We start from the raw sequence: 24,959 nt of genomic DNA, 5'->3' as shown, positions 1-24,959 counted from the left end.
CGGCGGCTACGGGGTGAAGCCTTCCGGGACACGCCGTAAACCCATCCCTGGGGGCTCGCATCGCGGGTCCCCCGCTCCACGGTCCCGGAAGGCTTCACCCCGCATCCGCCTCCGAGTGAAATTCCACGGACCATGGTATTCGGCTGGCACTGAGGCGGATGCGGGGTATAGCCATTGGAGACTCTCGGAGACATGGATGTCGACGAGAAGCCCCCATGGATGGGTTCACGGCGGGTCTCCAATGGCTATACCCCGTAGCCGCCGGATTCCCCACGAAGCTCCTCCACCACTGCAAGACAAACCGCGACAGAACGGTGGATGACGGCCTTTGGCCTTATGCCACCCTACGCCTTGCATCACCCCCTTAGCCGCCGGGCGTTCCAAGTAAAACCTAAGCTAGTCGAAGCGCATATCGCGGGGGACCTGGATGTTTCTTGGGTAGGCGGGTTTTTCGCCGCGGCCCTTGCGGAAATTGCGTAGCTGGAACACATAGGCCAATACCTGGGCAACGGCCATGTACAGATCCGCCGGGACTTCCTGATCGATTTCCGTAGTGTGGTAAATCGCCCGGGTCAGGGCGGGAGATTCCATGATATCGATGTTGTGGGCGCGGGCGATTTCGCGGATTTTCATGGCTGTCTGATCCGCCCCCTTGGCCACCAGAATCGGTGTTGCCATGGTATCTGGGTCGTACTTCAGAGCCACCGAATAGTGCGTGGGGTTGGTGATGACCACGTCCGCTTTCGGGACTTCCGACATCATCCGACGCTGAGCCATTTCTCTCTGCAACTGACGGATTTTGCTTTTGACCTCCGGCTTACCTTCGGTGTCCTTCATCTCATCCTTGACTTCCTGCCGGGACATTTTCAGTTTCTTGTTGTTCTCAAAAATCTGGAACGGAATATCAATCGCGGCAATGGCAATGGTGACCGCGGCCAGAGCGATAGCGGCAACGCCACTGAGCCACACCGAATTCTTGATCGCTGTCAGCGGCTCCTGGTCTGATAGCCGCAGCATGTCCTGCTGCTGTACAACCAACAGACCAACCGCAACCGCCATGATGAGCATTACCTTCCCCAACGCTTTGGCGAGCTCCATCAACGCCTTTAGGGCGAACATGCGCTTGAGACCGGCCAGCGGGTTCATCCGGCTGGCCTTGGGGGCCATGGATTTGCTACTGAACAGCCAGCCGCCCAGGCCGATGGGGCCGGCGATGGAAGCTACCAGCAGCAGAGCGAACACGGGCATCATGCTGAGGGTGCCCTGATACAGTGACGCGGTCAGGTGTTCGATCATGGCATCGGTGTTGAACACCACTTCCCGCTCCAGCGAGAAATTGAATTTCAGGATCCCCGAGAGTTTGCCCGCCATAAAGGGACCGAACAGCATCAGCCCTATGGTACCGGCAAGCAATATGAAGGTGGTGGTCAGTTCCCGGGATCGGGGGATCTGCCCTTCTTCGCGCGCTTTTTCCTGTTTTCGCGCCGTGGGTTCTTCTGTCTTTTCCTGACTGCTGTCGTTTTCTTCGGCCATCAGGGCAGTCCTATTACCAGTCGAACCAGTTCAAAGGCTTCCTGGGTGAAGACTTCGAACACGGGAAGCAGTGCCGGCAAAGCAAACCACATGACCAGGATTCCGAAGATGAGGGTCATGGGAAAGCCGACGGTGAATACGTTCATCTGCGGTGCGGAGCGGTTCATGGCACCGAAGGCCATGTTGATGATCATGACGGCGGTGAACACCGGCAAGGTGATCACCAGGGCGGCGCTGAACAGCCAGGTGCCCATGCCGGCAATGGTGGCGAAGGCGCCGGAGCCGAGGCCGCTGCCGCCGATGGGCAGGCTCTGGAAGCTGTCCACGAGCATGCCGATGATGATGAGATGGCCGTTATAGCTGAGGAACAGCAGGGTCGCGAGCAGCAGGTAGAATTGGGACAGTACGGTGGTGGAGACGCCGGTGGATGGGTCGTTCATGGCGGCGAAGCCGAGGCCCATTTTCATGGCCATGAGTTCGCCGGCCAATATGAAGATGTGCAGAAAGACCTGGAGCATGAAGCCCATGGCGATGCCGATGAGCAGTTCTCTGGCGACGATGGCCATGGCTTGTATGGAGACGAGGTCGATGTCGGGTGGCGGCGGTAGCAGTGGCGCGACCAGTAGGGTGACGAAGGCGGTGAGGACGATGCGTACTCTTGCAGTGACGGTCTGGGCGCCGATGACGGGCATGGCGAGGAAGAGGCCACCAATGCGCAGCATCGGCCAGAGGTATTGACCGATAAATTGCATCAGTTGTTGTTCGCTCAATACCAGTTCGTTCATTGGTTCAATCAATCGCCCTTCGAGGGTGCCGTTCTGAAAGTCCGCCTCCGGGGCCAAGGGTGTCCTTTTCAAAACACATGAACCCATCCATGGGGCTCCATCGCTTCATCCATGAAGCGACGGTTTGAAAAGGACACCCTTGGCCCCGGAGGCTCATTGGTTGCTTCGGCGTTTTGTGTGTTCTTTCTGCTCTACCCTATTAAGTTTGGGACGTTGGTGTATAAACGGGTGAACAGGTCCATGAACTCTCTGAGTAGCCAGGGGCCGGCGATCATGACTGAGGCCAGGGTGACCAGCAGGCGTGGCAGGAAGCTCAGGGTCTGTTCGTTGATCTGGGTGGCGGCCTGGAACATGCTCACCACCAGGCCTACCAATAGGCCGGGGCCGACGATGACGACCAGCATCAGGATGACGAGGTAGAGGGCGTCGGCGAAGATGTCCATGACAACTTCCGGGGTCATAGGGCCTCCTTATACACCGAAGCTGGCGGCGAGTGTGCCGATGATCATGGCCCAGCCGTCGACGAGGACGAAGAGCATGATTTTGAACGGCAGTGAGATGATCAGGGGCGAGAGCATCATCATGCCCATGGCCATGAGCACGCTGGCAACGACGATGTCGATGACCAGGAACGGGATGAAGATAATGAACCCGATCTGAAAGGCGGTTTTGAGTTCGCTGGTGACGAACGCCGGGACCAGGATGCTGAAGGGGGTGTCCTGGGGTGTCTGGATGTCCGGGTTGTCGGCGATGCCGACGAAGAGTTCGATGTCAGATTCGCGGGTCTGGGCGAGCATGAACGCGTGGAAGGGTTCGGTGGTTCTGGCCAGCGCGGTCTGAGCGTTGATTTCTTCGTTGATGTAGGGTTGCAGGGCTTCGGCGTTTACGCGTTCGAACACCGGCTGCATGATGAACAGGGTCAGAAACAACGAGAGACCAATCAGTATCTGGTTGGATGGCGATTGTTGTAAGCCCAGGGCCTGACGCAGGATGGCGAAGACGATGATGATCCGGGTGAAGGAGGTCATCATCAGCAGGATCGCTGGCAGGAAGGTGAACGCGGTCATGATCGCGAGGATCTGGAGCGTGACCGTGTATTCTTCCGAGCCGTCCGGGTTGGTGGTGACGGTCAGGGCCGGTAAGCCGGGAATGGCGGGCAGGGAGCCGCCGACGCCCTGCTCCGCTGGCGGTTGGGTTTCCGGCGCTTCCTGGGCGAGGGCCGGTCCCGCACCGAAGCTCAGCAGGATCAACAGCAGCAGCGAGCCGAGAAAGCGGTAGTGAATTAGTGGGTAAGGCTTCATCAGGGCTTGGTGTTCTTGTTCATGATGTTCATCAACCGCTGTTTGAAGTCGCTGCTTCTGACGCCTTGTGCGTCGATCACCGGTTCTTCAAACACGTGCAGTGTGCGGATTTGTTGGGCCGTTACGCCGAGCAGCAGTTGCTGACCGCCCACTTCCACCATCAGCAATCGCTCACGGGTACCCAGTGGCAAGGTGGCGACCACTTTCATGGCCGAGGAGTTCGTGAAGGCTCCTTGCCCAAAGCGGCGCAGCAACCAGGCAAGGGCGAAGATCAGTGCGATGATCAGCAGCAGGCTGAACAGCACACTCATCAGCTGAGTGGCGGCACTTCCTTCCATCAGCGCAGCTTCTTGATCCGTTCGGACGGACTGATGACGTCGGTCATCCGAATGCCGAATTTTTCGTTCACCACCACCACTTCACCGTGCGCGATCAGTGTGCCGTTGACGAGCACGTCCAGAGGTTCTCCCGCCAGCCGATCCAATTCAATCACCGAGCCCTGGTTGAGTTGCAGCAGGTTGCGAATGGTGATGGAGGTGCGCCCCACTTCCATGGAAATGGACACCGGGATGTCCAGAATCACATCCAGATCCGGGTTGGTGTTGGGCTGCTCGTCTTCGGTCAGCTCATCCAGGGCAACCCGGTCGACGTCGCGACCAAAGTCCTGTTCCTGCCCGGCGCTGTCCGAACCTGCATCGGCGGTGTCATCGTCGCCGTCATCACCCTGCTCCATCATGGCCGCTTCCCACTCGGCCGCCATGGCATCCTGGTCTTTATCGTCGTCGTGGGTATCATTTTCGTTTGCCACTGGAGCCCCCTTCGTTTGCCGTAATGTTATAGGCTGAACTGTGATCAATTAAACCGTGAATTTTCAAAGCCAGATTGCCGCGAATCTGTCCCAATCGGGTGCGGAACATGGGCACACCGTTGGCGGTAACAACATGGTATTCCGGAAACTCCACCGGAATCACATCGCCCGCCTTCAGATTGATAATGTCTCGCAAGGTAATTTCGCGCTGAACAATGTCGCACTCAAGATCGACCTGAGCGGCGAGCACATCCTCACGCAGCGCCTTGACCCAGCGTTCATCTTTCTCGTCACTGTCACTCTGCAGACCGGAATCCAGCACCTCCCGGATCGGTTCGATCATGGAGTACGGGACCGTGATGTGCAGATCGCCACCGCCGCCATCAAGCTCCACGTGGAAGGTGCTGACCACCACCACTTCGCTCGGGCTGACAATATTGGCCAGGGACGGGTTGACCTCTGAGTTCATGTATTCAAAGGTGATGGGCATGACCGCCTTCCAGGCCTCGCCGAGATCGACAAACACCTGATCGAGCACCATCTGTACCACACGCAACTCGGTCGGAGTGAATTCCCGGCCCTCAATTTTGGCATGCCGACCATCACCGCCAAAAAAGTTGTCCACGAGTTTGAACACCAGGCGCGCATCCAGAATGATCAGGGCATTGCCGCGCAGCGGGCGGAACTTCACCATATTCAGACTGGTCGGCACATAGAGGGTGTGCACATATTCGCCAAACTTCTGGATCTGGATGCCGCCGACGGATACATCCGCCGTGCGCCGCAGCAAATTGAACATGCTGATGCGGGTGTAGCGGGCGAAGCGCTCATTGATCATTTCCAGCGTGGGCATGCGCCCGCGGACGATGCGGTCTTGGGTGGTCAAGTCGTAAGCTTTGACCGGGTCCATCTCCAGATCGTCATCGGTATCGATATCGCCTTCATCGACCCCGTGAAGCAGCGCATCAATTTCGTCTTGTGAAAGTAAGTCTTGCACGAGCGGCTACCTTATGGTTTTTACTGCATCACAAAGCTGGTAAACAGAACCTGTTCGACACCGGGCTGCCCCATCTCCTGTTCGAGAATGGCCTGAACCCGACGCAGCGCGTCCTGACGCAGCAACTCCCGACCTTCCGGTGTCTGCAGGTCTTCAAACTCCTGGCCACTGAACAGCATGATCAGATCATTGCGAACCCGGGGCAGATGTTGCTCCAGGACTTTGACCACCTCATTGTCGCGCAGCATCAGATTGACTTCGGTCTGCAGAAAGCGCTGCCGGCCACGCACATTGTAGTTGATGACAAATTTTTCCTTCAGTGGAAAGTAGATCGCCTGCTGGCGCGCGGGCTCCAGGGGTTCCACCGGTTCGGCTTCAGCGGTTTCACCCTCGGGCGCCGGTTCATCCGGAGCCAGAAAGTGCAACAGTCCAAGGGTTACCCCTACCGACAACACCACCAACAACAGCGCCAGCACAGCCAGTTTGATTTTCTGATTGCGTTGGGTCTTGCGGTCAATTTCCGCCTGTTCTTCTTCGGTCAGCTCGCGCTCATCGTCTTCTTCGGCCATGCCAAAATTCCGTCATTCACAGTGCTTGAAGGGGATAGAGCAAGCCCCGTGCCAAGTCAGGCACGGGGCTTGCGCGGATACTTTGGCACAGGGAAGGCGTTCGGGCAAGAAACAACGGAGGGTTGGGTAAAGGTCGAGGGGAAGTGTGAACGACGCTTCGAGAGGAAGCGTCGTGCGTCCGGCACATTTCAACTCAAGCGTAGTGGTCCACCAGGCGATCGCTGATTCGCTGCTCGATCACTTCACCCTCTGGATCACCGGCATCGGAACCCGGGCCCCGACCCGCCGTCCGACCATCGCCCTCCTCGCCCGCCTGTTCCTGCCCAGATTGATCGGAGACATTCACGTCCACCAGATCCAACCCCTGCTCCGCGAACATTTCCCGCAGACGGTTGGCGTTCTGGTCCAGGGCCTCACGGACCGCGACCTGGGGGCTGGTAAAGGTGACACTGATCTGGTCCTGATTGGCGCTAACGCGAACCTGCATGGGTCCCAGGTCCGGGGGATCCAGGCGCAACTCGGCGGTGGAAAGCTTCTGAGCGGCCATCCACAGCACTTTCTGGCCCACCGCCTGCCCCCACTGACCCTGCCCCACCGGGACCCGCACATCAGTCTGCACGGTAAATCCCCGCTCGGTCGGAGAGAGCGGCTGGCCGCGGTTGGCCCCATCCAGTTGGGCCAGCGCATTGGCCGGGGACTGCCCCCCATCAAACGACGTACTGGCCTTGGGACTCGATTGAGTCGAGATATCGGCAATCGCCTGCAGGGTCTGGGCAAAGGCCTCTTTACCGTTCTTGCCTGCCGCGACACTCAACTCCAGCAGCCCCTTCAACTCAAGCCCTTCACCCCCCTTGTCCGCGGAGGCCGTCGCAACCAACCCGGGCAGCAATCCAGTATCGGGGGTGGCCCCCTGTCGTTGGGTGGCCACCGCACTCAGTTGCGACAGATAAGCGGCGCCATTGCGCCCAATGGCATCGCGCAGGTGGTTGGCATCCGGAAACCGGGCTATCAGCTCGGGTAACGCCGTCATGGGAATGGCTTCCAGGCTCTCAGCCACCTGATCCAGGGGCGCGCCGTCTTTCAGGTCCGACAGCAATTGGCGCAGCGCCTTTTCCAGTTCCGGTGACAGGCTGCCTTCATCCAACTGGACCTTGAGTTGCTCCAGTATGGCGGTCACATCCTCGGAGAGCGCCGCCCAATCCTCTTTGCTCAGATTGGCCAACAGCGCTTTGTCGTCTTTCGTCAGGGTGGTGCTCACATCAGTGCCGCCGGCCGCCCTGGCATCATCGGCCGATGCGGTCGGCTCTTGGGAGGCGCCCTTTTGCGGAGCGTCGTTTGCCTCGGGGCGCCGGGAAGTGGTTGGCCCATCGCTCCGGACGTCACGGTCTTCTGGCCCTCTCTGAGCATTGGCGGGTTCCCGCTGCGCCGCTTCGCGGGGCTCAGTTCGGCGGCTTGGGGCGGTCTCCTCCCGCGAGGACCCCGAGCCGGTGCGAGCACGGTCCGTCGTGCCGTCAAAAACCTGCCGAAATCCATCGCCCTCCGGCGCCGAACGGCGCCGGAGCGACGATGGTTCTGAATTGAAAGACAACAGATTGCTGATTTGCGATTGACCTGGCATCGACACCACTCCGGCAAGGTTGGCGGCAAAGGTTTGCCGCTAACCGGTTAAACTGGGGCAAACGCCCGTTTCTGGGAGGGAAAATGCAAGGTTAGTGCCAGCCGCGTTCAGCCGGCGAAACTGTTCAAAGTGACTTTGAGTTTGGCGAATTCTTCCTGCACGGATACCAGCTGTTGTTCGAGCCCATCGATGTCACTGGCGCGCCCACGCGATTCCATCTCCTGGCACAGATCCGCCAACCGCTCAGCGCCCAGGTTATTGCAGCTGCCTTTGAAGCTGTGCGCCTGACGCCAGACGGTGTCGCTATCCTGCGCAGCCAGGGCTCGCTGAAGCTGGCGAATACGCTCTTCCGAGTCGGTCAGAAAAGTATTGATCAACACCGGGAACTGATCGTCCATCACCTCCTGCAGCGTCGTCAAAACTTCTCGATTGAGATGGGTTTCCGAACTCATGGGGCGCGCCTCTGGTTGGTCACTTTATTGGCCACTTGTCCGCTCGTATCAGTCATCGGAACTCCATGAAAATACCGCTTCTACCCGGTTACCTTCACTGGGATACTGGACAGCATCGCACAGTTTTTCAACCAGAGCGAGCCCTCGACCGGCGTACCCCAGGGCCTCTCCCGGCGTGGCCACGCTTGCCTCATCCCGACCATCAAATCCGGGACCACTGTCCTCTACCGCTATGCGTAACACCCCGCCCTCTTCGGTGGTGCTGTGGTGGAGATGGATGCGAATCAACCCCTCGCTGACGTCGTCGAGGCGCTGCTGGCGGATTTCATAATAGTGGGCGAACCCCTCCGGCGTTCCCTTCAGCCCGGAGTCCAGCCCCAGAATGCCATGCTCAAGGGCGTTGGAATACAGTTCGGACAGAATGGTGTACAGGGTGCCGCTGTGCTGACGCAGACCGGGCACCTCCACCAGAATATTCAGCAACAGGGGCATGGGATCAAACTGGCGGAAACTGGCCGGCAGGATATCAAAATTCATAGTCCATTCGGACAGGGTGGAGCGGTTGCGCCGCTCCGCTTCGGCGGCCACCGCATTGACTTTTTCCGGCCGGTCCATCCGGATTTCCACCAGCGACAGGTCATCGTCACGCTCCCCTTGGCCGACAAACTGCTGGACCCTGGCCAGGATGTCATCAAACAGGGCGTCATCGTTTCTGGCGTCGGCGCCCCGGTGTTCCGCAAACACCGCCTTGAGTCGCTCCTCACCAAACATTTCGCCCTCGGGGCTGCGAGCCTCATGGATGCCATCGGACCAGAGATAGAGACGATCCCCCCAGGCCAACTCGTAGGTTTCCATGTCATCCTTGAAGGCGCTGTTTCCCAACACGCCCAAGGGTAAGTGGGTCGAGGTAATCGGCTGCGGCGGTTCATTGCCCTGGCGGAGAATATAGCCCGGAGGCAGGCCACCACTCCAGACCCGTATACGCTGGCGTCGAAAATTGATGTCCGCCATGGTGGCGCAACAGAAAATGCCGACCGGCAGAATGGTTTTCAGCTTGTGGTTGATTTCCCGCAGGATATCGCTCATGGCGAACCCTTTGGACACCATCCCGTAAAAAGTGGAGGCGAGCGGAATGGCGCCCACCGCCGCCGGCAGGCCATGGCCGGTAAAATCACCCAGCAGTACCATCATGCTGCCCCCCGGACGCATACCGGCGACCAGAATGTCGCCGTTGAACACCGCCAGTGAGGACAGGTAGTAGCGGACATTGTTGGAGTCCAGACAGCCACTGTGGGCAATGTTGTCAAACACCTGTTTGGCGACCGTCTGCTCCTGCAGCAGGTGCTGGTTGTGACGGCTGATCTGATCGCGCTGATCGAGGATGGTGGTGTGCATGGCTCGCATGCGATTGAACGCGCGAATTTTGGCCTGGATTATGACCCGGTTGTAGGGCTTGGACAGAAAATCGTCACCCCCGGCATCCAGGCACTGAACCAGGGATTCGGTATCGGTCAGAGAGGTCAGGAAAATGATCGGTACCAGGGCCTCACCCGCGAGGGCCTTGATCCGCCGCGCGGCGCCAAAACCGTCCAGGTTGGGCATCAGGGCATCGAGCAGGACCAGGTCCGGTCGCTCGCGCTCGAACTCCGCTACCGCTTCCCGCCCGTCCCGGGCACTGATCACCCGATGGCCGTCGCGGGCGACAATGGCCTGCAGAATCTGGCGATCCGTGTCGGAGTCGTCAGCAATCAGGATGGTCAGCGGACTGTCGTCGGTCATGCGCAGCGTCTCCATTCGCGCCCGGGGCGGCCGGTGGCCGCCCCGGGCGAAGCCGATCAGAACATCAGGGATCGGCCCCTTGGGTACCCGATTACTGGATATCGAATAGCTGTTCGAAGTTGGATATGGTCAGAATCTTCCTGACATCCGGGCTGCAGTTGCGGATTTCGATGCTCGCCCGATCGCCCCCGGCGTGATCCCGTAGCAGCAGCAACATGCCCAGGGCGGAGCTGTCCAGGTAGGTTGTTTCCTGAAGGTCCACCCGATAGCGCTCCGGCGCCTTATCCAGGCGCTCGTAGGAGCCCCGGAAATCCTGGTGCGAGCTGAAATCGAACCGCCCCTGGATGTAGATGGTGAGCAGGGTTCCGTCGGATGACAGGGTGGAGGTTATCGCCATAACTGTTTCACATCCTTTCTGACACGTTATTGTTCAGGCCAAGCCTTCGAGCAAAAGCATTCCGGCACAGAGCGACCCTAAGCATAGCGTAATTCCCCTGCCCCGTCAGCGTTTTCGGCCGGGACCCGTCCGGCCCATACGCTGGGCCGCAAGATCGTCCAGCTCGCGCTGCTGGCGCTGCTCAAGGACGGCATTTTCCTCGCTGCGCATGCGCGCAATCATATCTTCCAGCGAGCGGCGGCGGTGGTATTTCTCCTGCCACTGCTGTCGGCACTGCTCCAGGTACTGACGCACCTGGGCCAATTTCTGCTCCTGCCCACCCAGCGCCTCGCCCAAGCGCTGCAAAAAACCACTGTAGCTCATCAGCGACTGGGCATCGACGCCCCGGCGCTGCTCGCGATAATCCGCCAGATACTGGGCCCGATAATCCTGCAGCTGGGCCAGTTGCCCCTCCTCCTGCTCCAGTTGCTGCCGGGCTTCCCCGAGCCGGGCGGCGGCGGCCTGTTCTTCACGCTCCGCCACCATCAGAACCACCTTGAGTCGTTCCGAGCGCTGCTCCGCCATGATTTAGCGCTGTCCCCGGCCGCTGTGCTGCGCTGCCAGCGCGCCACGGCGCGGGCCAGGACCGGCGGGGCCATTGCCGGGCTGGCCGCGCCCCTGGGCCGCACCCGCTTGGCCCGACGGCTGCAGGGTGCGCTGCAGGTGATTGATGCTTTCATCGAGCTGCACCGCCTGCCCCAAGCCCTGCTGGATAAATGCCCGCAGGTGGGGGAAACGTTCAATAGCCGCATCGGTTTCGGGGTCCGCCCCGGGGGTATAGGCGCCGATGTTGATCAGGTCACGGTTCTGTTGATAGCGGGACAACAACTGTTTGAAGCGTTGCATGGACTTCAGGTGGGGCTCAGCAACGATATTGGGCATTGCCCGGCTGATGGAGGCCTCCACATCAATGGCCGGATAGACGCCCTCCTCCGCCAGGCGGCGGGACAGGACAATGTGGCCATCCAGAATGGCACGGGCGGCATCCGCAATCGGATCCTGCAGGTCGTCGCCCTCCGATAGCACGGTATAGAAAGCGGTAATCGACCCCTCGCCCCTGGCCGCGTTCCCGGCCCGTTCGACCAGCTGGGGAATTTTGGCAAACACCGAGGGCGGATAACCTTTGGTGGCCGGCGGTTCGCCGATGGCCAGGGAAATTTCCCGCTGCGCCTGGGCAAAGCGGGTCAGGGAATCCATCAACAACAGGACATTCCGCCCCTGGTCCCGATAGTACTCGGCAATCCGGCTGCACAACTGGGCCGCCCGAAGCCGCATCAGAGGCGCATCATCCGCCGGCGAAGCCACCACCACGGCGCGCGCCATCCCCTCGGGCCCGAGAATATGATCGATGAACTCCTTCACCTCACGGCCCCGCTCGCCGACCAGTCCAACCACCACGACATCGGCCGTGGTGTATTTGGTCATCATGCCCATCAGCACACTTTTACCGACGCCGCTGCCGGCGAACAGGCCGAGTCGTTGTCCGCGCCCCACAGTAATCAGGGCATTGATTGCGCGTATTCCCACATCCAGGGGTTCGCTGATCGGGTGGCGCTTGAGCGGATTGATATCATGGGGTGCAAAGTCGAGAAAATCGTCACCCCGCAGGGGACCGGCGTCATCCAGAGGTTGCCCCAGGCCATTGACCACCCGGCCCAGCAAACGGGGGCCGACACGCATTCCCTGATGGGAGGAAATGGGAATCACCCGGGCGCCGGGCTGCAGACCTTCGACGCGCTTGATCGGCATCAGGTAGACAATGTCGTCGTCAAAGCCGACCACTTCCGCCTCGATCTTCCGACCGTCCCGATTGATGACCTGGCACTGGCGACCGACGGATACGTTGAGGCCGACGGCCTCCAGGGTCATGCCCACCGAGCGGGTCAGGCGACCTTCGGCTTCCGGTTTGGGCGCCTCGGGTACGCCGGCGGGGCCGAAGCCGCGCAATCGGTCCAGTAGCGACGAGCGAGGCCCGGTCGGTGCAGGTGCATCGCTCACGGGGTTTCGTCTCCCGAGGACCGGCTGTCATATTCGTCGCCGTCGGGCTGCACAGCGTCGCTCATATCGTCTTCGTCGCTCATCGCGGAGTCACTGCCCAATTGGCGATTCACAAATGCATCCAATTGCTGAGCCAGTCGATGCTCAATGGAAAAGTCGACTTGGCTTTCCTTGGTTTCCACCCGACACCCCCCGGGCAACAGTGCCTCATCAGAGTGAAACGTCCAGTCCAGACGGTGCTCTTCAGCGTAGGCTTCCACCAGTGCAAGATCATCGGGGTTGAGGTAGATATGCAGATGTTCCGCACCGGCGGGCAGTGCGGCCACGGCGGCGCGCACCGGCTCCATGATATGACTGGAGTCCGTCAGCAGTTCCCGTTCTACCAGGCTGCGCGTTAACGCACATACCGTGTCGAGCAACCACTGTTCCAGGGCATCCTCCTGCTCCGCCAGGGGCTCCCGAATGGCCTGTACCAGATGCTGAAAGCGCTGCTGCTCAGCGGCCAATTTCTGGCGCATCTCTTCCCAGCCTTTCTGCTGACCCGCCTCATAGCCTTCGGCGCGGCCCTGCTCAAAGCCGGCCTGGTACCCCTGCTCTCGCCCTTCCTGCTCGGCGGCGTCCACCAGGCGCTGCATTTCCTCGGCGCTCAGGCCGCTGCTGCCGCCTTCGTAATCCACGTCTTCAATTTTTTCGCCCTTGCGCCGCTCTTCGTCCTCGGCGCGTTGGCGCGCTTCGCGCTCGGCGCTGGGCAGTACGCGGTCCTGTTCACCGTGAATCGGCGGCAGTACCCAGGCCTGATAGTGCTCAAGCTCTTCGGCGGGAATCCGGTTGGCAAGTTTTTTGGTGGTCATGGTTACGCCGCCGTTGGTGATGCGTCAGGAACAGAATCGGAAACAGGCCCGGCGCGATTAAAGCATTTTTTCGCCACTGCTGCTGAGCACAATTTCGCCGGCATCGGCCATGCGCCGGGCAATGGTGAGGATTTCTTTCTGGGCGGTCTCCACTTCGGACAAGCGCACCGGCCCCTTCACTTCCAGATCGTCGCGCAGCAGTTCGGCCGCGCGCTTGGACATGTTGCTGAAAATCTTGTCCTGCAGCTCGTTGTCGGCCCCTTTGAGCGCCACAATCAGCACTTCGGACGACACCTCACGCAGCAGCATCTGAATGCCCCGGTCGTCCACATCCTTGAGGTTGTCGAACACGAACATGAGGTCCTGAATCTGGTTGCCCATGTCCTCGTCCAGCTCCTTGATGGAATCCATCAGGTCGGCCTCGATGGAGCCTTCCAGGTGGTTCATAATTTCCGCCGCGGTCTTGTAACCGCCCACCGCCTTGGTCTGGGAAGAGGCGCTGCCGGTGAACTGTTTTTCCAGAATGTCGTTCAGTTCCTGCAGAGCGCTGGGCTGCACTGTATCCAGGGAGGCGACCCGCATCATAATATCCAGGCGCATCTTTTCGCTCAGATAACTGAGCACTTCCGCCGCCTGGTCAGGGTCGAGGTAGGACACCACAATCGCCTGAATTTGCGGGTGCTCATTGCGGATGACATCGGCCACGGAACGTGGCTCCATCCATTTGAGAGTGTCCAGACCGGTGGTATTGCCGCCCAGCAAAATACGGTCGATCAGGCCGCTGGCCTTGTCTTCGCCGAGGGCGGTCACCAGCATGTTGCGGATGTAGGCGTCGGAGTCGGTTCCCAGACCGGTGAGGGTGCGCACTTCTTCGAGAAAGTTGGTCAGGACGGCCTGGACATCACTCTGCTGGACGTTTTTCATCTGCGCCATGGCGCCGCCGATGCGCTGAACCTCCTTGGGGCCCATATGACGAAGCACCTCCGCCGCATCGGCCTCGCCGAGCGACATCAGGAGAATGGCCGCCTGATCCACATGATTCAATTTCGATGTAGGTTTGGCGGGGGCGTTTTTTTCCGCTGCAGGCGCTTTTTCAGCCACGGGATTCCTCTCTCACTCAGTTGACGGGCTCACTCAGTCGACGGGTATCGATTAATCGTCCCGGTTGATCCAACTTTTCACCACTTGGGCAACCCGCCCCGGATCGTCGGCCACCAGCCCTTTTACCGCGTTCAATTGCTGCTCGTAGCTTTCTTCCGGCCCTGGCAACCCGAGTGCGCCGCCGGTCAGGGTAACGGTTTCGTCCGACAGGCCATCATACCCACCCAATCCGGACTGTTCCAGCGCGGCCAGCTCCCGGGCTTCCTCTTCTTCCGAGGCACGGCCCCCAGTCCGGGCCAGACTCTTGAGCACCGGACGCAAAAGGCCGAAGATCAACACGGCCAAGACCAACAGACCGGCGCCCTGCTTCAGGTAGGGAAACAACCAGGGTTGCTGCCACCAGGGCAGCTCCGGAGTCGTAAACTCTTCGAGACTGCGGGCCCGAAACGGTGAATTGAGCACATTCACGCTGTCACCCCGGGCGGCGGAGAAGCCCACCGCATCGCGCACCAACAGCTCCAGGCGCTGAAGTTCCGCATCGGTCCAGGCGACCCGGGTTTCATTACCCGCCTCATCCAGCTCAACCTTGTCATCAACGACCACTGCGACCGACAGGCGATCGACCTGGCCCTGTTGAAAACGGGTATAGCTGATAGTCCGGTCCAGCTCGTAGTTGCGAGTCGCGCGCTCGCGCACTTCGCGCGGAGAGTTTTCATTGACTGGCTCACCGGTTTCCGGATCGATCTGCTCCGGAGCTTCCGCGGCGCCGGGCGGCTGATTGGTCAGCGCGCCGGGAATGCCGCCCTGATCGCGCCCGGTAGTGGACTCGTTCATGATCTGTTCGCTGCGGATGGCCGGCATATCCGGATTGAAGGTTTCCGCCGCCTGCTCAGTCGCCGTAAAGTCGACATCGGCACTGACTTCCGCCCGGAAGTTTTCGGTGCCCAGCACCGGCTCCAGTATCCGATTGACCCGCTGTACCAGCCCTTCTTCCACCCGACGGGTGTACTCGCGCTGACGATCCGCCATCAACAACTCGGAATTTTCCTCTTTGGCGGACAGCAGTTCACCGTGCTGATCCACAATGGTCACCGCGTCGGCGTTAAGCTCGGACACACTGGAGGCCACCAGATTGGTAATGGCTTTGACCTGACTGGCGTCCAGAGTGCGTCCGGGATTCACATCCAGAAACACCGAGGCACGGGGCTCCCGCACATCACGGACAAACACCGAACGCTTCGGCACCGCCAGATGCACGCGGGCACTGCGCACGTTATTCATACTGGAAATGGTACGCGCCAGCTCGCCTTCCATCGCGCGATGGTATCGGGTGCTCTCCACAAACTGGCTGGTACCCAAAGGCTGCTCTTGGTCCATCAACTCGAAGCCTGTGGTGTCATCCCGGGGGATACCTGCCTGGGCGAGTCGGATACGTGCCGCAGACAAGTCGTCCACCGCCACCAATAAACCGCCCGTGGACGGGTCTATCCGAAAAGGGATCTGGGCCTGCTCGAGTACCGTGACGACCTCGGGGGATTCGCTCGGGTCCAGGGAGGGCAGCAAGGGGCGATACTCTTCTCCCTGGGTCCAGAGCACCACGGCAAAGCCGATGGCCACCGCCGCCGCCAGGCCCACCATCAGGCCTGCCTGACGCACCAGATTCAGGTTACTGAAGCCTTCGATCAGATCGTTCCCCGGGCGCTTGCGACCGCCCCCGTTGGCGGCGTTATCGTCCATTGTTGAGTCAGCTGCAGCCATGTCAGTGTGTCTCGTTATACGTTGTCAGAATCAGGGGTGGCACCGAGCATCAAATCGGCATGTTCATGATGTCGCGGTAGGCTTCAACCAGCTTGTTGCGTACCTGGAGCGTTGCCTGAAAGGCGACGCTGGATTTCTGGGAGGCGACCATAACGTCGGTAATATCCACACCTGGCTCGCCTCGTTCATAGGCCGCCTGCAGGGCGCCCGAGGCCTTCTGGGTGTCGTTGACTTTGTTGAGCGCCTGGGCCATGACCTCACCAAACCCGGGAACCTCCCGATTGGCTTCGGTCCGCAACCCGGGCTGCCCCTCACCCACGGGGTTAATGCCCTGGGGTTTCTGGAACGCCTGGGTCTGGGATTTGAGGGAGCGCATTTCCACCAGGAGGCGGTTGATGTCAACGCGATCGGTCATGGTGTTTCCCCTGCGACAAAAATTTGGCGAATCGGCCGGTTTTCGGCTTGCAAGGGATCATCTGCATAAAACGGGCCAATTTGGCTCAAAACCGGCCAAGTATTGCCGCTGAACACCGGGGCAGCTCCTGAAGGCGGTGCTCCCGGATTGTCAGGTCATGGCCCGATTGACACGTTCGATGAGGGTTTCGCGGTTATAGGGTTTGACCATGAAGCCGGTAGCACCGGCGGACATACTGTCCTGCACCACCGTTTTGGTGTTGACCCCGGAAATCACCAACACCGGGGTGCGGGCGAAGACCCGAGTGCCGCGCAGCCGCCGCAGCAGATCCAGCCCGTTCATTCCGGGCATTTCAATGTCAATCAGAATCAGGCTGGGGCGCAGCTCCCGGAGGGCATCCAAGGCTTCCTGAGCGCTGGCCGCCATGTGGGGTTCAAAACCTTCCTCGCGCAGGATTCTTGCCTGAACTTTACGCTGAAAATCATTGTCCTCGACAATAAGCACCGGTCCCCTGGCAGCCGCCGTCGTTTTGCCAGGGGTGGACTCATGAATGGCACTGGCGTTGAGGTGGGGGAATAAAGCTTTACGGGTCTCACCGCCCCAATGGTTCAACCAATCTCCGACCTTATCCGCGCCCAGGGGGCGGGCAATAAAATAGCCTTGGGCCTTATGACAATCGTGCTGGCGCAGAAAGTGCCAGTCCTCTTCATCCTCGACGCCCTCGGCGGTAATTTCCAGACCCAGTTCCTTGGCCAGGCCCATGGCGGATTCAAACATCACCCGAATGCGCCGCTCTTTACCGGCGGCATGAACAAAACTCCGGTCCAGTTTGAACTGATCAAAGGGAATGTCCCGAATCTGGGCCAGGGACGCGTGCCCGGTACCAAAGTCATCAACGGCCAGTTTGAATCCCTTCAGGCGCAGACGGGTCAGGTTATCCAGCACGATTTCCGGGCGGCGCATGGGCCGGCTCTCGGTGATTTCCAGAATCAGGTCCCAGGGCTTGAGGTCCGCATCCTCCAGGGCTTTGAGCAGCCAGTCCGTAAAACTCAACTGTTCCAGGTTCTCCATGGACAGATTCACCGACAGAGCACAATGAATGCCCGCTTTTTGCCAGCGCAACGATTGCTGTAAGGCCTCGGCAATCACCCAGCGGGTCAGGTCATCAATCAACCCCTGCTCTTCGGCCAGGTAGATAAACTGATCCGGCATTACCCGCCCCTTGTCGGGGTGCTGCCAGCGCACCAGCACCTCAAGGCTGGCCAGCTCGCCATCGACCAGCGATACCACTGGCTGATACTCATTGAAGAGTTCATTGCGCGTAATCGCATCGCGAAGCTCCTCGGCGGTGACGGACTGATTATTTCTCGCCAATCGCGCCGGAGCCTGGCTGAGTAGCTTGTCCATTAACAGCCCGAGCTCCCGGTCGTCCACCGGTTTGGTCAGATAGCCCAGGACCGGGATATTGTGCGCATGCACCAGATTCTGCGCCGTGCGCAACAGGCGTTCATCCTCACCACTCAACAGGATAAGTTGCCCGACAAACCCCAGTTCCACTAAATGCCGGACCACTTCAATGCCATCCATGTCCGGCATTTTCAGATCCAGAATCATGACGTCCGGTGGCGTTTTCAACGCGCGCAGAACATCGACGGCTTCTTGCCCACCGGTCACTTCCTTGATCATCACATAACCGAGTTTGTTCAAAAGGCGGCTGATCAGGCGACGCATAAACTCATCGTCATCCACCGTCATGATTTTGACGTGCTTTTTATTCATTGGCTCTCTCATCGCCGCTCACTCAAATACATTTGCACCTGCTGCAATGCCGTCTGGACACGACGCCACTCAACCTCAAAATTATTCAGTAATTCACTGGCCAGGGATTCGTCTTTTTCCGCCCCTCGTCCCCAGCGCTCCAGGGCCAACGACCGGTCCGCCAGGCCGAGCGCCCCCACGGAACGGGCCGAGGACTTCAGGGAGTGCGCCGCATCGGCAACGCTCTCCCAACGGCCCTGACCGGCGGCTTCACGCAGTCGGGCCACCAGCTCTTCCGAGCTGGTGCGAAAACTTTCCACAAACTCCGCCAGCAGCTCGTCATCGCCCCCGATCAGATCCTGCAGAACCCTCAAGTCCAGGGTCTCGGAAACCAGTACGACGCGACCACTATCGGTACGACGGATAGCCGGCTGTTGATCCGACAGATGGGTCCAGCGTTCCAGAGACGTTTTTAGCGTATCTAACAACACCGGTTTTACCAGATAGTCGTCGAAGCCCAGCTGTTCGCACCGCTCCGCCTCGCCGGTGACGGCATTGGCGGTCAGTGCCACAATCGGCACGGGGCTGACTCCACCCTGTTCCGCTTCCTCCCGACGAATGGCAGCGGTTAATGCATAGCCGTCCATCCCCGGCATATGCAGGTCAGTCAACACCAAGGCATAACCATGGCCTACTTGATGCCAACGGCGCAGTGCTTGGTGGCCATCGTCACACAGATCGGCGGCAAACCCCAACATGGCCAACTGCCGCTGAATCACTCGCTGATTCGTTTCGTTGTCTTCCGCCACCAGAACGAGGCGCCCCTCCAGCCGTGCCTGCTCGCGCTCCGGCACAACGGCCTGGCCAAGGCGGTGTTCTGGTTTGGGCTCGGTGACTTCCTGACTCTGTCGCCCAAGAGCGACAGCCGCTGCTTGAAGAAAGGCCAACCGGGAGAGGCTGTTACTATCAATGCCAAACAGCCCCATCCCCTCTTCCCGCATCCGACGCCGGTAACCACGCCCAATCAATAGCCAATGGTAGTTCGCTGGCCGCACGGGTACCGCAACCTCCTCGGCCCACCGGATCGACCCGGCACCTTCAAGCCCCGTATCGCACACCAGCAACCATAACGCCGAATCATGGGTGGCAGCCTCGGGTACTTCCTCGGGCCGATAGACGCGAGCGCCAGCCGCCCGCAGGTAAGCCGACCAATCCTCCCCCTGATAGTCGGGCCATACCACACAGCAGGCGTCCTGCAGATCCGGTACTACGGACACCGGCGTCTCGTCCGCAATGATCGGCAAGCGCACCGCCACCCGGAACTCTGAACCTTTGTGCGGCTCACTTGACACTTTGATATCACCGTCCATAGCTCGCACCAGGCTGTAACTGATGCTTAACCCCAGACCGGTACCACCATACTCGCGCGTGGTAGAAACATCCCCTTGCGAGAAGGGGCTGAACAGACGGGCCTGGGTGGCGGAGTTCATGCCGATGCCGTTATCGATCACATGAAAGGAAAGGTCCACCACCTCCTCCGAACGGCCACTCATATACAGGCGGACCGCCACCTTCCCCTGCCGATCCAGTTTGGAGGAAAACTTGATCGCGTTGCTGAGCAAGTTCATCAGGACCTGGCGCAGGCGGAGCTCATCCCCCAACACTTGGGCGGGCAGTGCCGGGTCCGTATATACTGTCAATTCCACATCCTGATTGAGCGCCATCCGATCCAACAATAGACAGACACTGCGCACCAGGGCCGCGGGGGAAAATGCAACCGGAGCCAACTCCAGCTTGCCTGCTTCGATTTTCGAGAAATCCAGAATATCGTCCACAATTCCCAGCAAGGATTGAGCCGACTCACGGATAATGTCCACCATTTCTACCTGATGACCCCGCAGGCTGGTCTGATGCAGCACATCCACCATCCCCACAATCCCGTTGATGGGCGTCCGGACCTCATGGCTCATGGTGGCCAGGAACTGGGATTTGGTGGCACTGGCCAGCTCCGCCAGCTCCCGTGAGCGCTCCAGCTCCTGAATACGCTGCTGCTCTTCTTCCGCACGACGCCGCTCGGTCACATCCTGAAAGTACACGGCAAGACCGTCCGAGGACGGGTAGGCATTAACCGAAGCCCAGTAGCCCAAAGGCTCAAAATAGGCTTCGAACGACACTTTGATGCCGGTTTCAATCGCCTGACGATAGTAGGTTTCAAAATCGGTCCCCAGTGCCTCGGGAAAGGCTTCCCACAGGCTCATCCCAAGCAGTTCATCCCGGGAACGCTCCAGCAGCCGCTCCGCCTCCCGGTTCACATAGGTGAACACCCAGTCCGTGTTGACGGTAAAAAATGCGTCGGTGATGCTTTCCAGGGTGGTGGCCAGACGCTCGGCCAACTGCTTGGCCCGCTCTTCACTGTCCCGACGTTCGTGGACGTCAATGGCGCTTCCGTACCATTTGATGGTTTTACCATTCGGGTCCTTGATGGGCATGGCCTGAATGGCGTGCCAGCGCCAATAGCCATCGAACCGGCGCAGGCGAATCTCCAGATCCAGTCGCCCTCCCTGGTCGAGTGCCATATCCCAGGCCAGGTTATAACGACCTTGGTCGACGGGTTCAATCGCGTCCCGCCAGACATCATCCAACAGCGGATCGTCGTGCTCGCAGCCGAGAAATTCCTCCAGCATCCGATTGCCGTAATCCAGGCGCCCGGCCAGGTCCGCCGTCCAGACGAGGTGGGGCATGGCGTTGGCAAATTCACGAAAGCGCTGCACCCCCTGGGCCAGCAGGGACGAAGCGTGTTTGCGCTCGGTCACATCCTGAACCGCCCCTTCCAGACGCACCACGTCTCCCCGCTGATTCAATATCGGGTGCGCCTGCACACGAACCCAGACATAGCGGCCCAGCGCGGTGACAATCTGCGCCTCAAGGTCTAAAAAGGCCTTTTCCTGCAACACATGGTCCACCGCCACGGACACTCGGCGTTGAAATTGCGGCGTGTAATAACTGAGGGCCTGTTCAAGGGTAAACACAGTGCCGGACGGCACATCAAAAATGGCGCAGGCTTCGTCGTTCAATGTCATCCGCTCGGCAATCATGTCCGCCGACCAACCGCCGAGCCGGGCCATCTGGGTGGCGATATTCAGCAGGCGATCCTGATCCACCAATTGCTGCGAGAGCCATCGTTGATCCGTAATATCCGATGCAAATCCCGCAAGACGCACCACCTGCCCCTGATCATTGAGCACCGGGAAGGCGCGGTCGTGCACCCAATGCCGACTCCCATCAGGGCGCTGGATTTCGTACTCGATGTCATAACGACCGCCGATTTGCTGAGCACGCATCTCGGCGACACGTCCTTGATGCTCGGGAACCACTGCGTTAAACCACTGCTCCGGGTTGACCAGCAACGACGCCCGGGATCGGCCCCACAAAGATTCATAGGCCGGGGAGACATACAATAATTGACCGGTTTCTACATCAGTCAGCCAGAAGACTTCTTCGACACTCTCCGCCAACTGACGAAACAACACCAACTCATTATCGAGCGCCTGCTCCAACGCCTGACGCCGTCGGTCGTTGGCCGCGACCAACATGACCAGCACGAGAATCAACACAAGCAGCGCAGCCTCCCCAACGTAGCGCCACCAAGATTCAGTGCGCCAGGAAAACAGGCCGGATTCGGAAGAGAACTCCTGAAAGTGCAGCCCCAGGATCAGCAACCCCAAGGACAGGGTGGCCCAGCGCAGGACCATTGCATAGGTTCTCTGAGCCGCCAGTCGCTCGACTATTTTATTTGACTGTGGTTTCATTCGGCTGAGACTCACGCGCGCCCATAAAGAGCCGTTGGTATATGATCAGTGTAAACCAAAGTGAACAAAGCGACACCCGTCGCAACGCGCCAAAATATCGGCGGTTTTCGATCTTCTTCCTTGCAATTGTTTTTGCCGCCGATATCGTGACGCCACTTGGGGTCGCCCACGGTATTCTATACCTTCTGGTCATCGCCCTGGCCAATCAGACTCGTGATCGGGATTGGGTTCTACGCATAGGACTTTGGTCGCTTCTGATGTGCAGCGCCGGCCTGTTACTTGCGGACCTTCCCGACGGGTTCCCTCTGGTGGCGGTGCTGGCCAACCGCCTACTCAGCCTTATTGCCATCAGCGTAACCTTGACCGTCAGTCTGCGTTGGCTGGCAACCCGCGATGCGCTGGGCGATACCCGACGTCAACTTGAACCCAACCAACGGCACCTGCAACAGGCTCAGTCTACGCTCGACATGCTGAGCCATCAGACCGGCATCGGTTACTGGTGTTATGACAAGGCCAGCCAGGCATTTCACCGCTCGGAACTGATTAACCCGATAATTGGTTTATCACCAGGAGAACCACCACCGGCCGATGGCGCCTTGAGCTTTTTCCCGGAACCCGGTCGCACGCAAGTGGTTGCCGCATTCGACGACTGTGTTCAGCATGGAAAGCCCTACATACAACAGTTACCGCTGGTTACTCGCAGCGGACAGAAAAGATTGGTACAGACCTCGGGGCGCCCCCTGTTCGATACCCAGGGTGTACAAATCGGGGTTGTCGGCACGCTGCAGGACCTGACCGGAACCACGCAGTCCAACAACCGGTTTGCGGAAAGCGCCCGCGCGCTGCAGTCGCAATTGGATGCGCTACCGGTGACGGTATGGAGTGCACTGCCCGATGGTTCGATCGATTATTTCAACCAGGCGCTCAGTGATTTTTCCGGTGTCCCTCGCGAGTCGCTTTCAGCGCCGGGCGAATGGTTGACGCTGCTGCATCCGGACGATCAGGAGCGTTGCGTTCAGACCTGGACGCAATGTATTCAGAATGGCAAACCCTACGATATTCAGTTTCGAATTCGCCGTTACGACGGGCAATACCGCTGGCATCAGGTTCAGGCAACGCCGGCGCGGGATATCAACGGTAATATTATCAAATGGTATGGTAGTGCCGTCGAAATTCCAGAGTCAGCGGTAAAGGTCTGAGCGGTACCGCTTGGTGCAGTTTCATGTTGGGTTTTGGTGACGGCGGATGCGCTGCGCTTATCCGCCCTACGCAGACCGCAGAGGTTACGGCGGATGCGACGCAACCTCTGTGCTATCCGTAGGGCGGATAAGCGCCGCAAGGCGCGCATCCGCAGTAACCCAAATCTCACACTGGCACCAAATGGGTTACCCTACGCCAAACCATCCACCGGAAAACCGGCCTCACGAAGACGAGCCATTTTATACCGCAATGTTCTCGGGCTGATCCCCAACCTTTCCGCCGTACGCTTCTTACTACCGCGCTCACTGTTTAACGTATTGACGATAATCTCAAACTCCCGGCGCTTCAGATCACTCCCCAGCGCCGGCTTTTCCTCTGACACATCAGACACCGGCGTCGGGATTCCCTGGTGTGGAAGCGATACCGGTTCAGACACTGGGGTGAACGCCATCGGGTCAGCGTCATTCACGGTCATACCCGCGCTTCCCCCCGAAGCCAGATCCGCATAGGCTCTATCCGCTTCCAACCCGAGATCCTCCGCCTGAATGAGATCACCGGGCTGCAGAATCAGAGCTCGCTGCATGACGTTATCCAGCTCGCGTACATTCCCCGGCCAGTCGTAAGCCGTGAGCGCCTGGCGTGCGGAATCGGTCAGTTGCACCCAACCGCGCCGCTGTTTTTGCGCGTGTTTGCGCAGCAGTTGTTCCGCCAGGGGCACGATATCCTCGCGCCGCTCCCGCAACGGTGCCCACTGCAGGGGCAACACGCTCAATCGATAGTAAAGGTCTTCCCGGAACAGGCCCTTGGCCACCTGTTCGCGCATGTCACGGTTCGAGGTCGCGATCACCCGAACATCCAGCGGGATGGTCTTTCGGCCGCCCAGACGCTCAACTTCGCGCTCCTGCAGAACCCGCAGTAATTTGGCTTGCAACCCCACATCCATTTCGGAAATTTCATCCAGCAGTAAGGTGCCGCCGTTGGCCTGCTCGAACTTGCCTGGCGCGCTGGTATGAGCTCCTGTGTATGCGCCTTTCTCATGGCCGAACAGAATCGCTTCCAGCATGTTTTCGGGAATGGCCGCACAGTTGATCGCCACAAACGGTTTCTGATGACGCGGCGAGTGGTTGTGAATATAACGCGCCAACACCTCTTTCCCGGTGCCGGACTCTCCGAGAATCAGTACCGTCGACTCTGACTGCGCCACGCGCTGCGCCAATTGCAGAAGCCGCTGACTGGACGCCGCCCGAACCACAGGTTCATCACCCACCGGCGCGGAGCCGAGGTGACGCGCCAGGGTATCCACCAACAGGGCGGGTTCGAACGGTTTGACGAGATAGTCGACGGCGCCCTGCTTGATGGCATCAACGGACTGATTGATGCTCGCGTAGGCCGTGATCAACATCATCGGGATCTGCGGATACTGTTGCTTTACCGTCTGCAACAATTCCTGCCCGGACATACCACCCATATTCACGTCCGAGACAATCATCTGGCAGTCGCTATCGGCGTTCAGTGTCGCCAGCGCCTGCTCACCACTGTCGGCTTGCAGCACCTCGTAGTCCGCCAGTTCCAGCGTGTCGGTCAGCGCTTCTCGCAGATCCGCATCGTCTTCAACCACAAGAATGCGGGGCCGGGCCAAAGCCGGGGATGCCTGTCTTGCTGCTTGCGCCATGTGATTCTCCAATGAGCTGTTCATATAACTGATGGATCGTTGTATTTGTCGGGTTGGGCTTTTGTCGGGTTACGCTGCTCTAACCCGACCCACGGAAACGACGCTGCCAACTTTAAGTA

At 59.5% G+C, this 24,959-nt stretch carries 22 protein-coding genes; 1 reads left to right on the top strand and 21 read right to left on the bottom strand.

The genetic code is table 11. The features are described 5' to 3' along the window. Positions 1 to 396: 396 nt before the first annotated feature. From flhB to EDC38_RS02635, 20 genes are all read right to left on the bottom strand, one after another. Entirely contained in the window at positions 397 to 1,533 is a 1,137-nt protein-coding gene (gene flhB, locus EDC38_RS02730; RefSeq protein ID WP_123637220.1) for a flagellar biosynthesis protein FlhB, read from the bottom strand. Further along, the gene (gene fliR, locus EDC38_RS02725) at positions 1,533 to 2,390 is read right to left on the bottom strand and encodes a flagellar biosynthetic protein FliR (RefSeq protein WP_246004319.1); all 858 of its coding nucleotides are present in this window, start codon (positions 2,388 to 2,390) and stop codon (positions 1,533 to 1,535) included. Before fliR ends, flhB begins: the two co-directional genes overlap by 1 nt. Positions 2,391 to 2,509: 119 nt before the next feature. Then, positions 2,510 to 2,779: a flagellar biosynthesis protein FliQ gene (gene fliQ / locus EDC38_RS02720; RefSeq protein ID WP_024459979.1), complete on the bottom strand. Its 270-nt coding sequence runs from the start codon at positions 2,777 to 2,779 to the stop codon at positions 2,510 to 2,512. Positions 2,780 to 2,788: 9 nt separating this feature from the next. After that, a complete protein-coding gene (gene fliP / locus EDC38_RS02715) occupies positions 2,789 to 3,619 on the bottom strand; it encodes a flagellar type III secretion system pore protein FliP (RefSeq protein WP_123637219.1) in 831 nt (276 codons plus the stop codon). Beyond that, on the bottom strand, positions 3,619 to 3,957 hold the full coding sequence (gene fliO / locus EDC38_RS02710; RefSeq protein WP_123637218.1) for a flagellar biosynthetic protein FliO: 339 nt from the start codon (positions 3,955 to 3,957) through the stop codon (positions 3,619 to 3,621). The genes fliP and fliO overlap by 1 nt, the downstream gene beginning before the upstream one ends. Further along, positions 3,957 to 4,427 carry a flagellar motor switch protein FliN gene (fliN, locus tag EDC38_RS02705; RefSeq protein ID WP_123637217.1) on the bottom strand — a complete coding sequence of 157 codons (471 nt, stop codon included), beginning with the start codon at positions 4,425 to 4,427 and terminating at the stop codon, positions 3,957 to 3,959. The genes fliO and fliN overlap by 1 nt, the downstream gene beginning before the upstream one ends. Further along, complete coding sequence (gene fliM / locus EDC38_RS02700; RefSeq protein WP_024459975.1) at positions 4,411 to 5,424, bottom strand: flagellar motor switch protein FliM; 1,014 nt, start codon at positions 5,422 to 5,424, stop codon at positions 4,411 to 4,413. The genes fliN and fliM overlap by 17 nt, the downstream gene beginning before the upstream one ends. A 20-nt stretch (positions 5,425 to 5,444) precedes the next feature. Beyond that, the gene (locus EDC38_RS02695) at positions 5,445 to 5,993 is read right to left on the bottom strand and encodes a flagellar basal body-associated FliL family protein (protein WP_123637216.1); all 549 of its coding nucleotides are present in this window, start codon (positions 5,991 to 5,993) and stop codon (positions 5,445 to 5,447) included. Positions 5,994 to 6,186: 193 nt separating this feature from the next. Then, entirely contained in the window at positions 6,187 to 7,251 is a 1,065-nt protein-coding gene (locus EDC38_RS02690) for a flagellar hook-length control protein FliK (RefSeq protein WP_170162836.1), read from the bottom strand. A 467-nt stretch (positions 7,252 to 7,718) separates the two neighbouring features. Continuing rightward, positions 7,719 to 8,063 carry an Hpt domain-containing protein gene (locus EDC38_RS02685; RefSeq protein ID WP_024459972.1) on the bottom strand — a complete coding sequence of 115 codons (345 nt, stop codon included), beginning with the start codon at positions 8,061 to 8,063 and terminating at the stop codon, positions 7,719 to 7,721. A gap of 48 nt (positions 8,064 to 8,111) precedes the next feature. Further along, complete coding sequence (locus EDC38_RS02680; protein WP_123637214.1) at positions 8,112 to 9,842, bottom strand: ATP-binding SpoIIE family protein phosphatase; 1,731 nt, start codon at positions 9,840 to 9,842, stop codon at positions 8,112 to 8,114. 91 nt (positions 9,843 to 9,933) lie between these two features. After that, positions 9,934 to 10,239: an STAS domain-containing protein gene (locus EDC38_RS02675; RefSeq protein WP_024459970.1), complete on the bottom strand. Its 306-nt coding sequence runs from the start codon at positions 10,237 to 10,239 to the stop codon at positions 9,934 to 9,936. 105 nt (positions 10,240 to 10,344) lie between these two features. Next, complete coding sequence (gene fliJ / locus EDC38_RS02670) at positions 10,345 to 10,803, bottom strand: flagellar export protein FliJ (protein ID WP_024459969.1); 459 nt, start codon at positions 10,801 to 10,803, stop codon at positions 10,345 to 10,347. A gap of 3 nt (positions 10,804 to 10,806) precedes the next feature. Then, positions 10,807 to 12,276, bottom strand: coding sequence for a flagellar protein export ATPase FliI (gene fliI, locus EDC38_RS02665; protein ID WP_425462017.1), 1,470 nt, complete (start codon positions 12,274 to 12,276; stop codon positions 10,807 to 10,809). Continuing rightward, complete coding sequence (locus EDC38_RS02660) at positions 12,273 to 13,127, bottom strand: flagellar assembly protein FliH (RefSeq protein ID WP_123637213.1); 855 nt, start codon at positions 13,125 to 13,127, stop codon at positions 12,273 to 12,275. Before EDC38_RS02660 ends, fliI begins: the two co-directional genes overlap by 4 nt. A gap of 57 nt (positions 13,128 to 13,184) precedes the next feature. Then, the gene (fliG, locus tag EDC38_RS02655) at positions 13,185 to 14,171 is read right to left on the bottom strand and encodes a flagellar motor switch protein FliG (RefSeq protein ID WP_425462026.1); all 987 of its coding nucleotides are present in this window, start codon (positions 14,169 to 14,171) and stop codon (positions 13,185 to 13,187) included. Positions 14,172 to 14,279: 108 nt separating this feature from the next. Next, on the bottom strand, positions 14,280 to 15,986 hold the full coding sequence (gene fliF, locus EDC38_RS02650; RefSeq protein ID WP_123637211.1) for a flagellar basal-body MS-ring/collar protein FliF: 1,707 nt from the start codon (positions 15,984 to 15,986) through the stop codon (positions 14,280 to 14,282). A gap of 49 nt (positions 15,987 to 16,035) precedes the next feature. Beyond that, a complete protein-coding gene (fliE, locus tag EDC38_RS02645) occupies positions 16,036 to 16,401 on the bottom strand; it encodes a flagellar hook-basal body complex protein FliE (protein WP_123637210.1) in 366 nt (121 codons plus the stop codon). Positions 16,402 to 16,551: 150 nt separating this feature from the next. Continuing rightward, positions 16,552 to 18,180: an EAL domain-containing protein gene (locus EDC38_RS02640; protein ID WP_170162835.1), complete on the bottom strand. Its 1,629-nt coding sequence runs from the start codon at positions 18,178 to 18,180 to the stop codon at positions 16,552 to 16,554. Between the two features lie 8 nt (positions 18,181 to 18,188). Next, positions 18,189 to 21,968, bottom strand: a complete 3,780-nt coding sequence (locus EDC38_RS02635) for a PAS domain S-box protein (RefSeq protein ID WP_123637208.1) — start codon at positions 21,966 to 21,968, stop codon at positions 18,189 to 18,191. A 41-nt stretch (positions 21,969 to 22,009) separates the two neighbouring features. Here EDC38_RS02635 and EDC38_RS02630 point away from each other — a divergent pair, with 41 nt between their 5' ends. Further along, entirely contained in the window at positions 22,010 to 23,167 is a 1,158-nt protein-coding gene (locus tag EDC38_RS02630; protein WP_123637207.1) for a PAS domain-containing protein, read from the top strand. Positions 23,168 to 23,358: 191 nt separating this feature from the next. On the opposite strand, the gene EDC38_RS02625 is transcribed toward EDC38_RS02630, so the two are convergent. Beyond that, entirely contained in the window at positions 23,359 to 24,840 is a 1,482-nt protein-coding gene (locus EDC38_RS02625; RefSeq protein WP_123637206.1) for a sigma-54-dependent transcriptional regulator, read from the bottom strand. Positions 24,841 to 24,959: the final 119 nt, after the last annotated feature.

Source organism: Marinimicrobium koreense (genome assembly GCF_003762925.1).
Classification (GTDB): Bacteria; Pseudomonadota; Gammaproteobacteria; order Pseudomonadales; family Cellvibrionaceae; genus Marinimicrobium; species Marinimicrobium koreense.
Note: the sequence above shows the minus strand (reverse complement) of the source record. Positions and strands in the feature narration are given on the sequence as shown.

Excerpts from the sequence above, each read along its gene's own strand:
- flhB (WP_123637220.1), bottom strand. The coding sequence starts at position 1,533 with ATGGCCGAAGAAAACGACAGCAGTCAGGAAAAGACAGAAGAACCCACG.
- fliQ (WP_024459979.1), bottom strand. The coding sequence starts at position 2,779 with ATGACCCCGGAAGTTGTCATGGACATCTTCGCCGACGCCCTCTACCTC.
- fliP (WP_123637219.1), bottom strand. The coding sequence starts at position 3,619 with ATGAAGCCTTACCCACTAATTCACTACCGCTTTCTCGGCTCGCTGCTG.
- fliO (WP_123637218.1), bottom strand. The coding sequence starts at position 3,957 with ATGGAAGGAAGTGCCGCCACTCAGCTGATGAGTGTGCTGTTCAGCCTG.
- EDC38_RS02695 (WP_123637216.1), bottom strand. The coding sequence starts at position 5,993 with ATGGCCGAAGAAGACGATGAGCGCGAGCTGACCGAAGAAGAACAGGCG.
- EDC38_RS02685 (WP_024459972.1), bottom strand. The coding sequence starts at position 8,063 with ATGAGTTCGGAAACCCATCTCAATCGAGAAGTTTTGACGACGCTGCAG.
- EDC38_RS02680 (WP_123637214.1), bottom strand. The coding sequence starts at position 9,842 with ATGACCGACGACAGTCCGCTGACCATCCTGATTGCTGACGACTCCGAC.
- EDC38_RS02675 (WP_024459970.1), bottom strand. The coding sequence starts at position 10,239 with ATGGCGATAACCTCCACCCTGTCATCCGACGGAACCCTGCTCACCATC.
- fliJ (WP_024459969.1), bottom strand. The coding sequence starts at position 10,803 with ATGGCGGAGCAGCGCTCGGAACGACTCAAGGTGGTTCTGATGGTGGCG.
- EDC38_RS02660 (WP_123637213.1), bottom strand. The coding sequence starts at position 13,127 with ATGACCACCAAAAAACTTGCCAACCGGATTCCCGCCGAAGAGCTTGAG.
- fliF (WP_123637211.1), bottom strand. The coding sequence starts at position 15,986 with ATGGCTGCAGCTGACTCAACAATGGACGATAACGCCGCCAACGGGGGC.
- fliE (WP_123637210.1), bottom strand. The coding sequence starts at position 16,401 with ATGACCGATCGCGTTGACATCAACCGCCTCCTGGTGGAAATGCGCTCC.
- EDC38_RS02640 (WP_170162835.1), bottom strand. The coding sequence starts at position 18,180 with ATGAATAAAAAGCACGTCAAAATCATGACGGTGGATGACGATGAGTTT.
- EDC38_RS02635 (WP_123637208.1), bottom strand. The coding sequence starts at position 21,968 with ATGAAACCACAGTCAAATAAAATAGTCGAGCGACTGGCGGCTCAGAGA.
- EDC38_RS02630 (WP_123637207.1), top strand. The coding sequence starts at position 22,010 with ATGATCAGTGTAAACCAAAGTGAACAAAGCGACACCCGTCGCAACGCG.
- EDC38_RS02625 (WP_123637206.1), bottom strand. The coding sequence starts at position 24,840 with ATGGCGCAAGCAGCAAGACAGGCATCCCCGGCTTTGGCCCGGCCCCGC.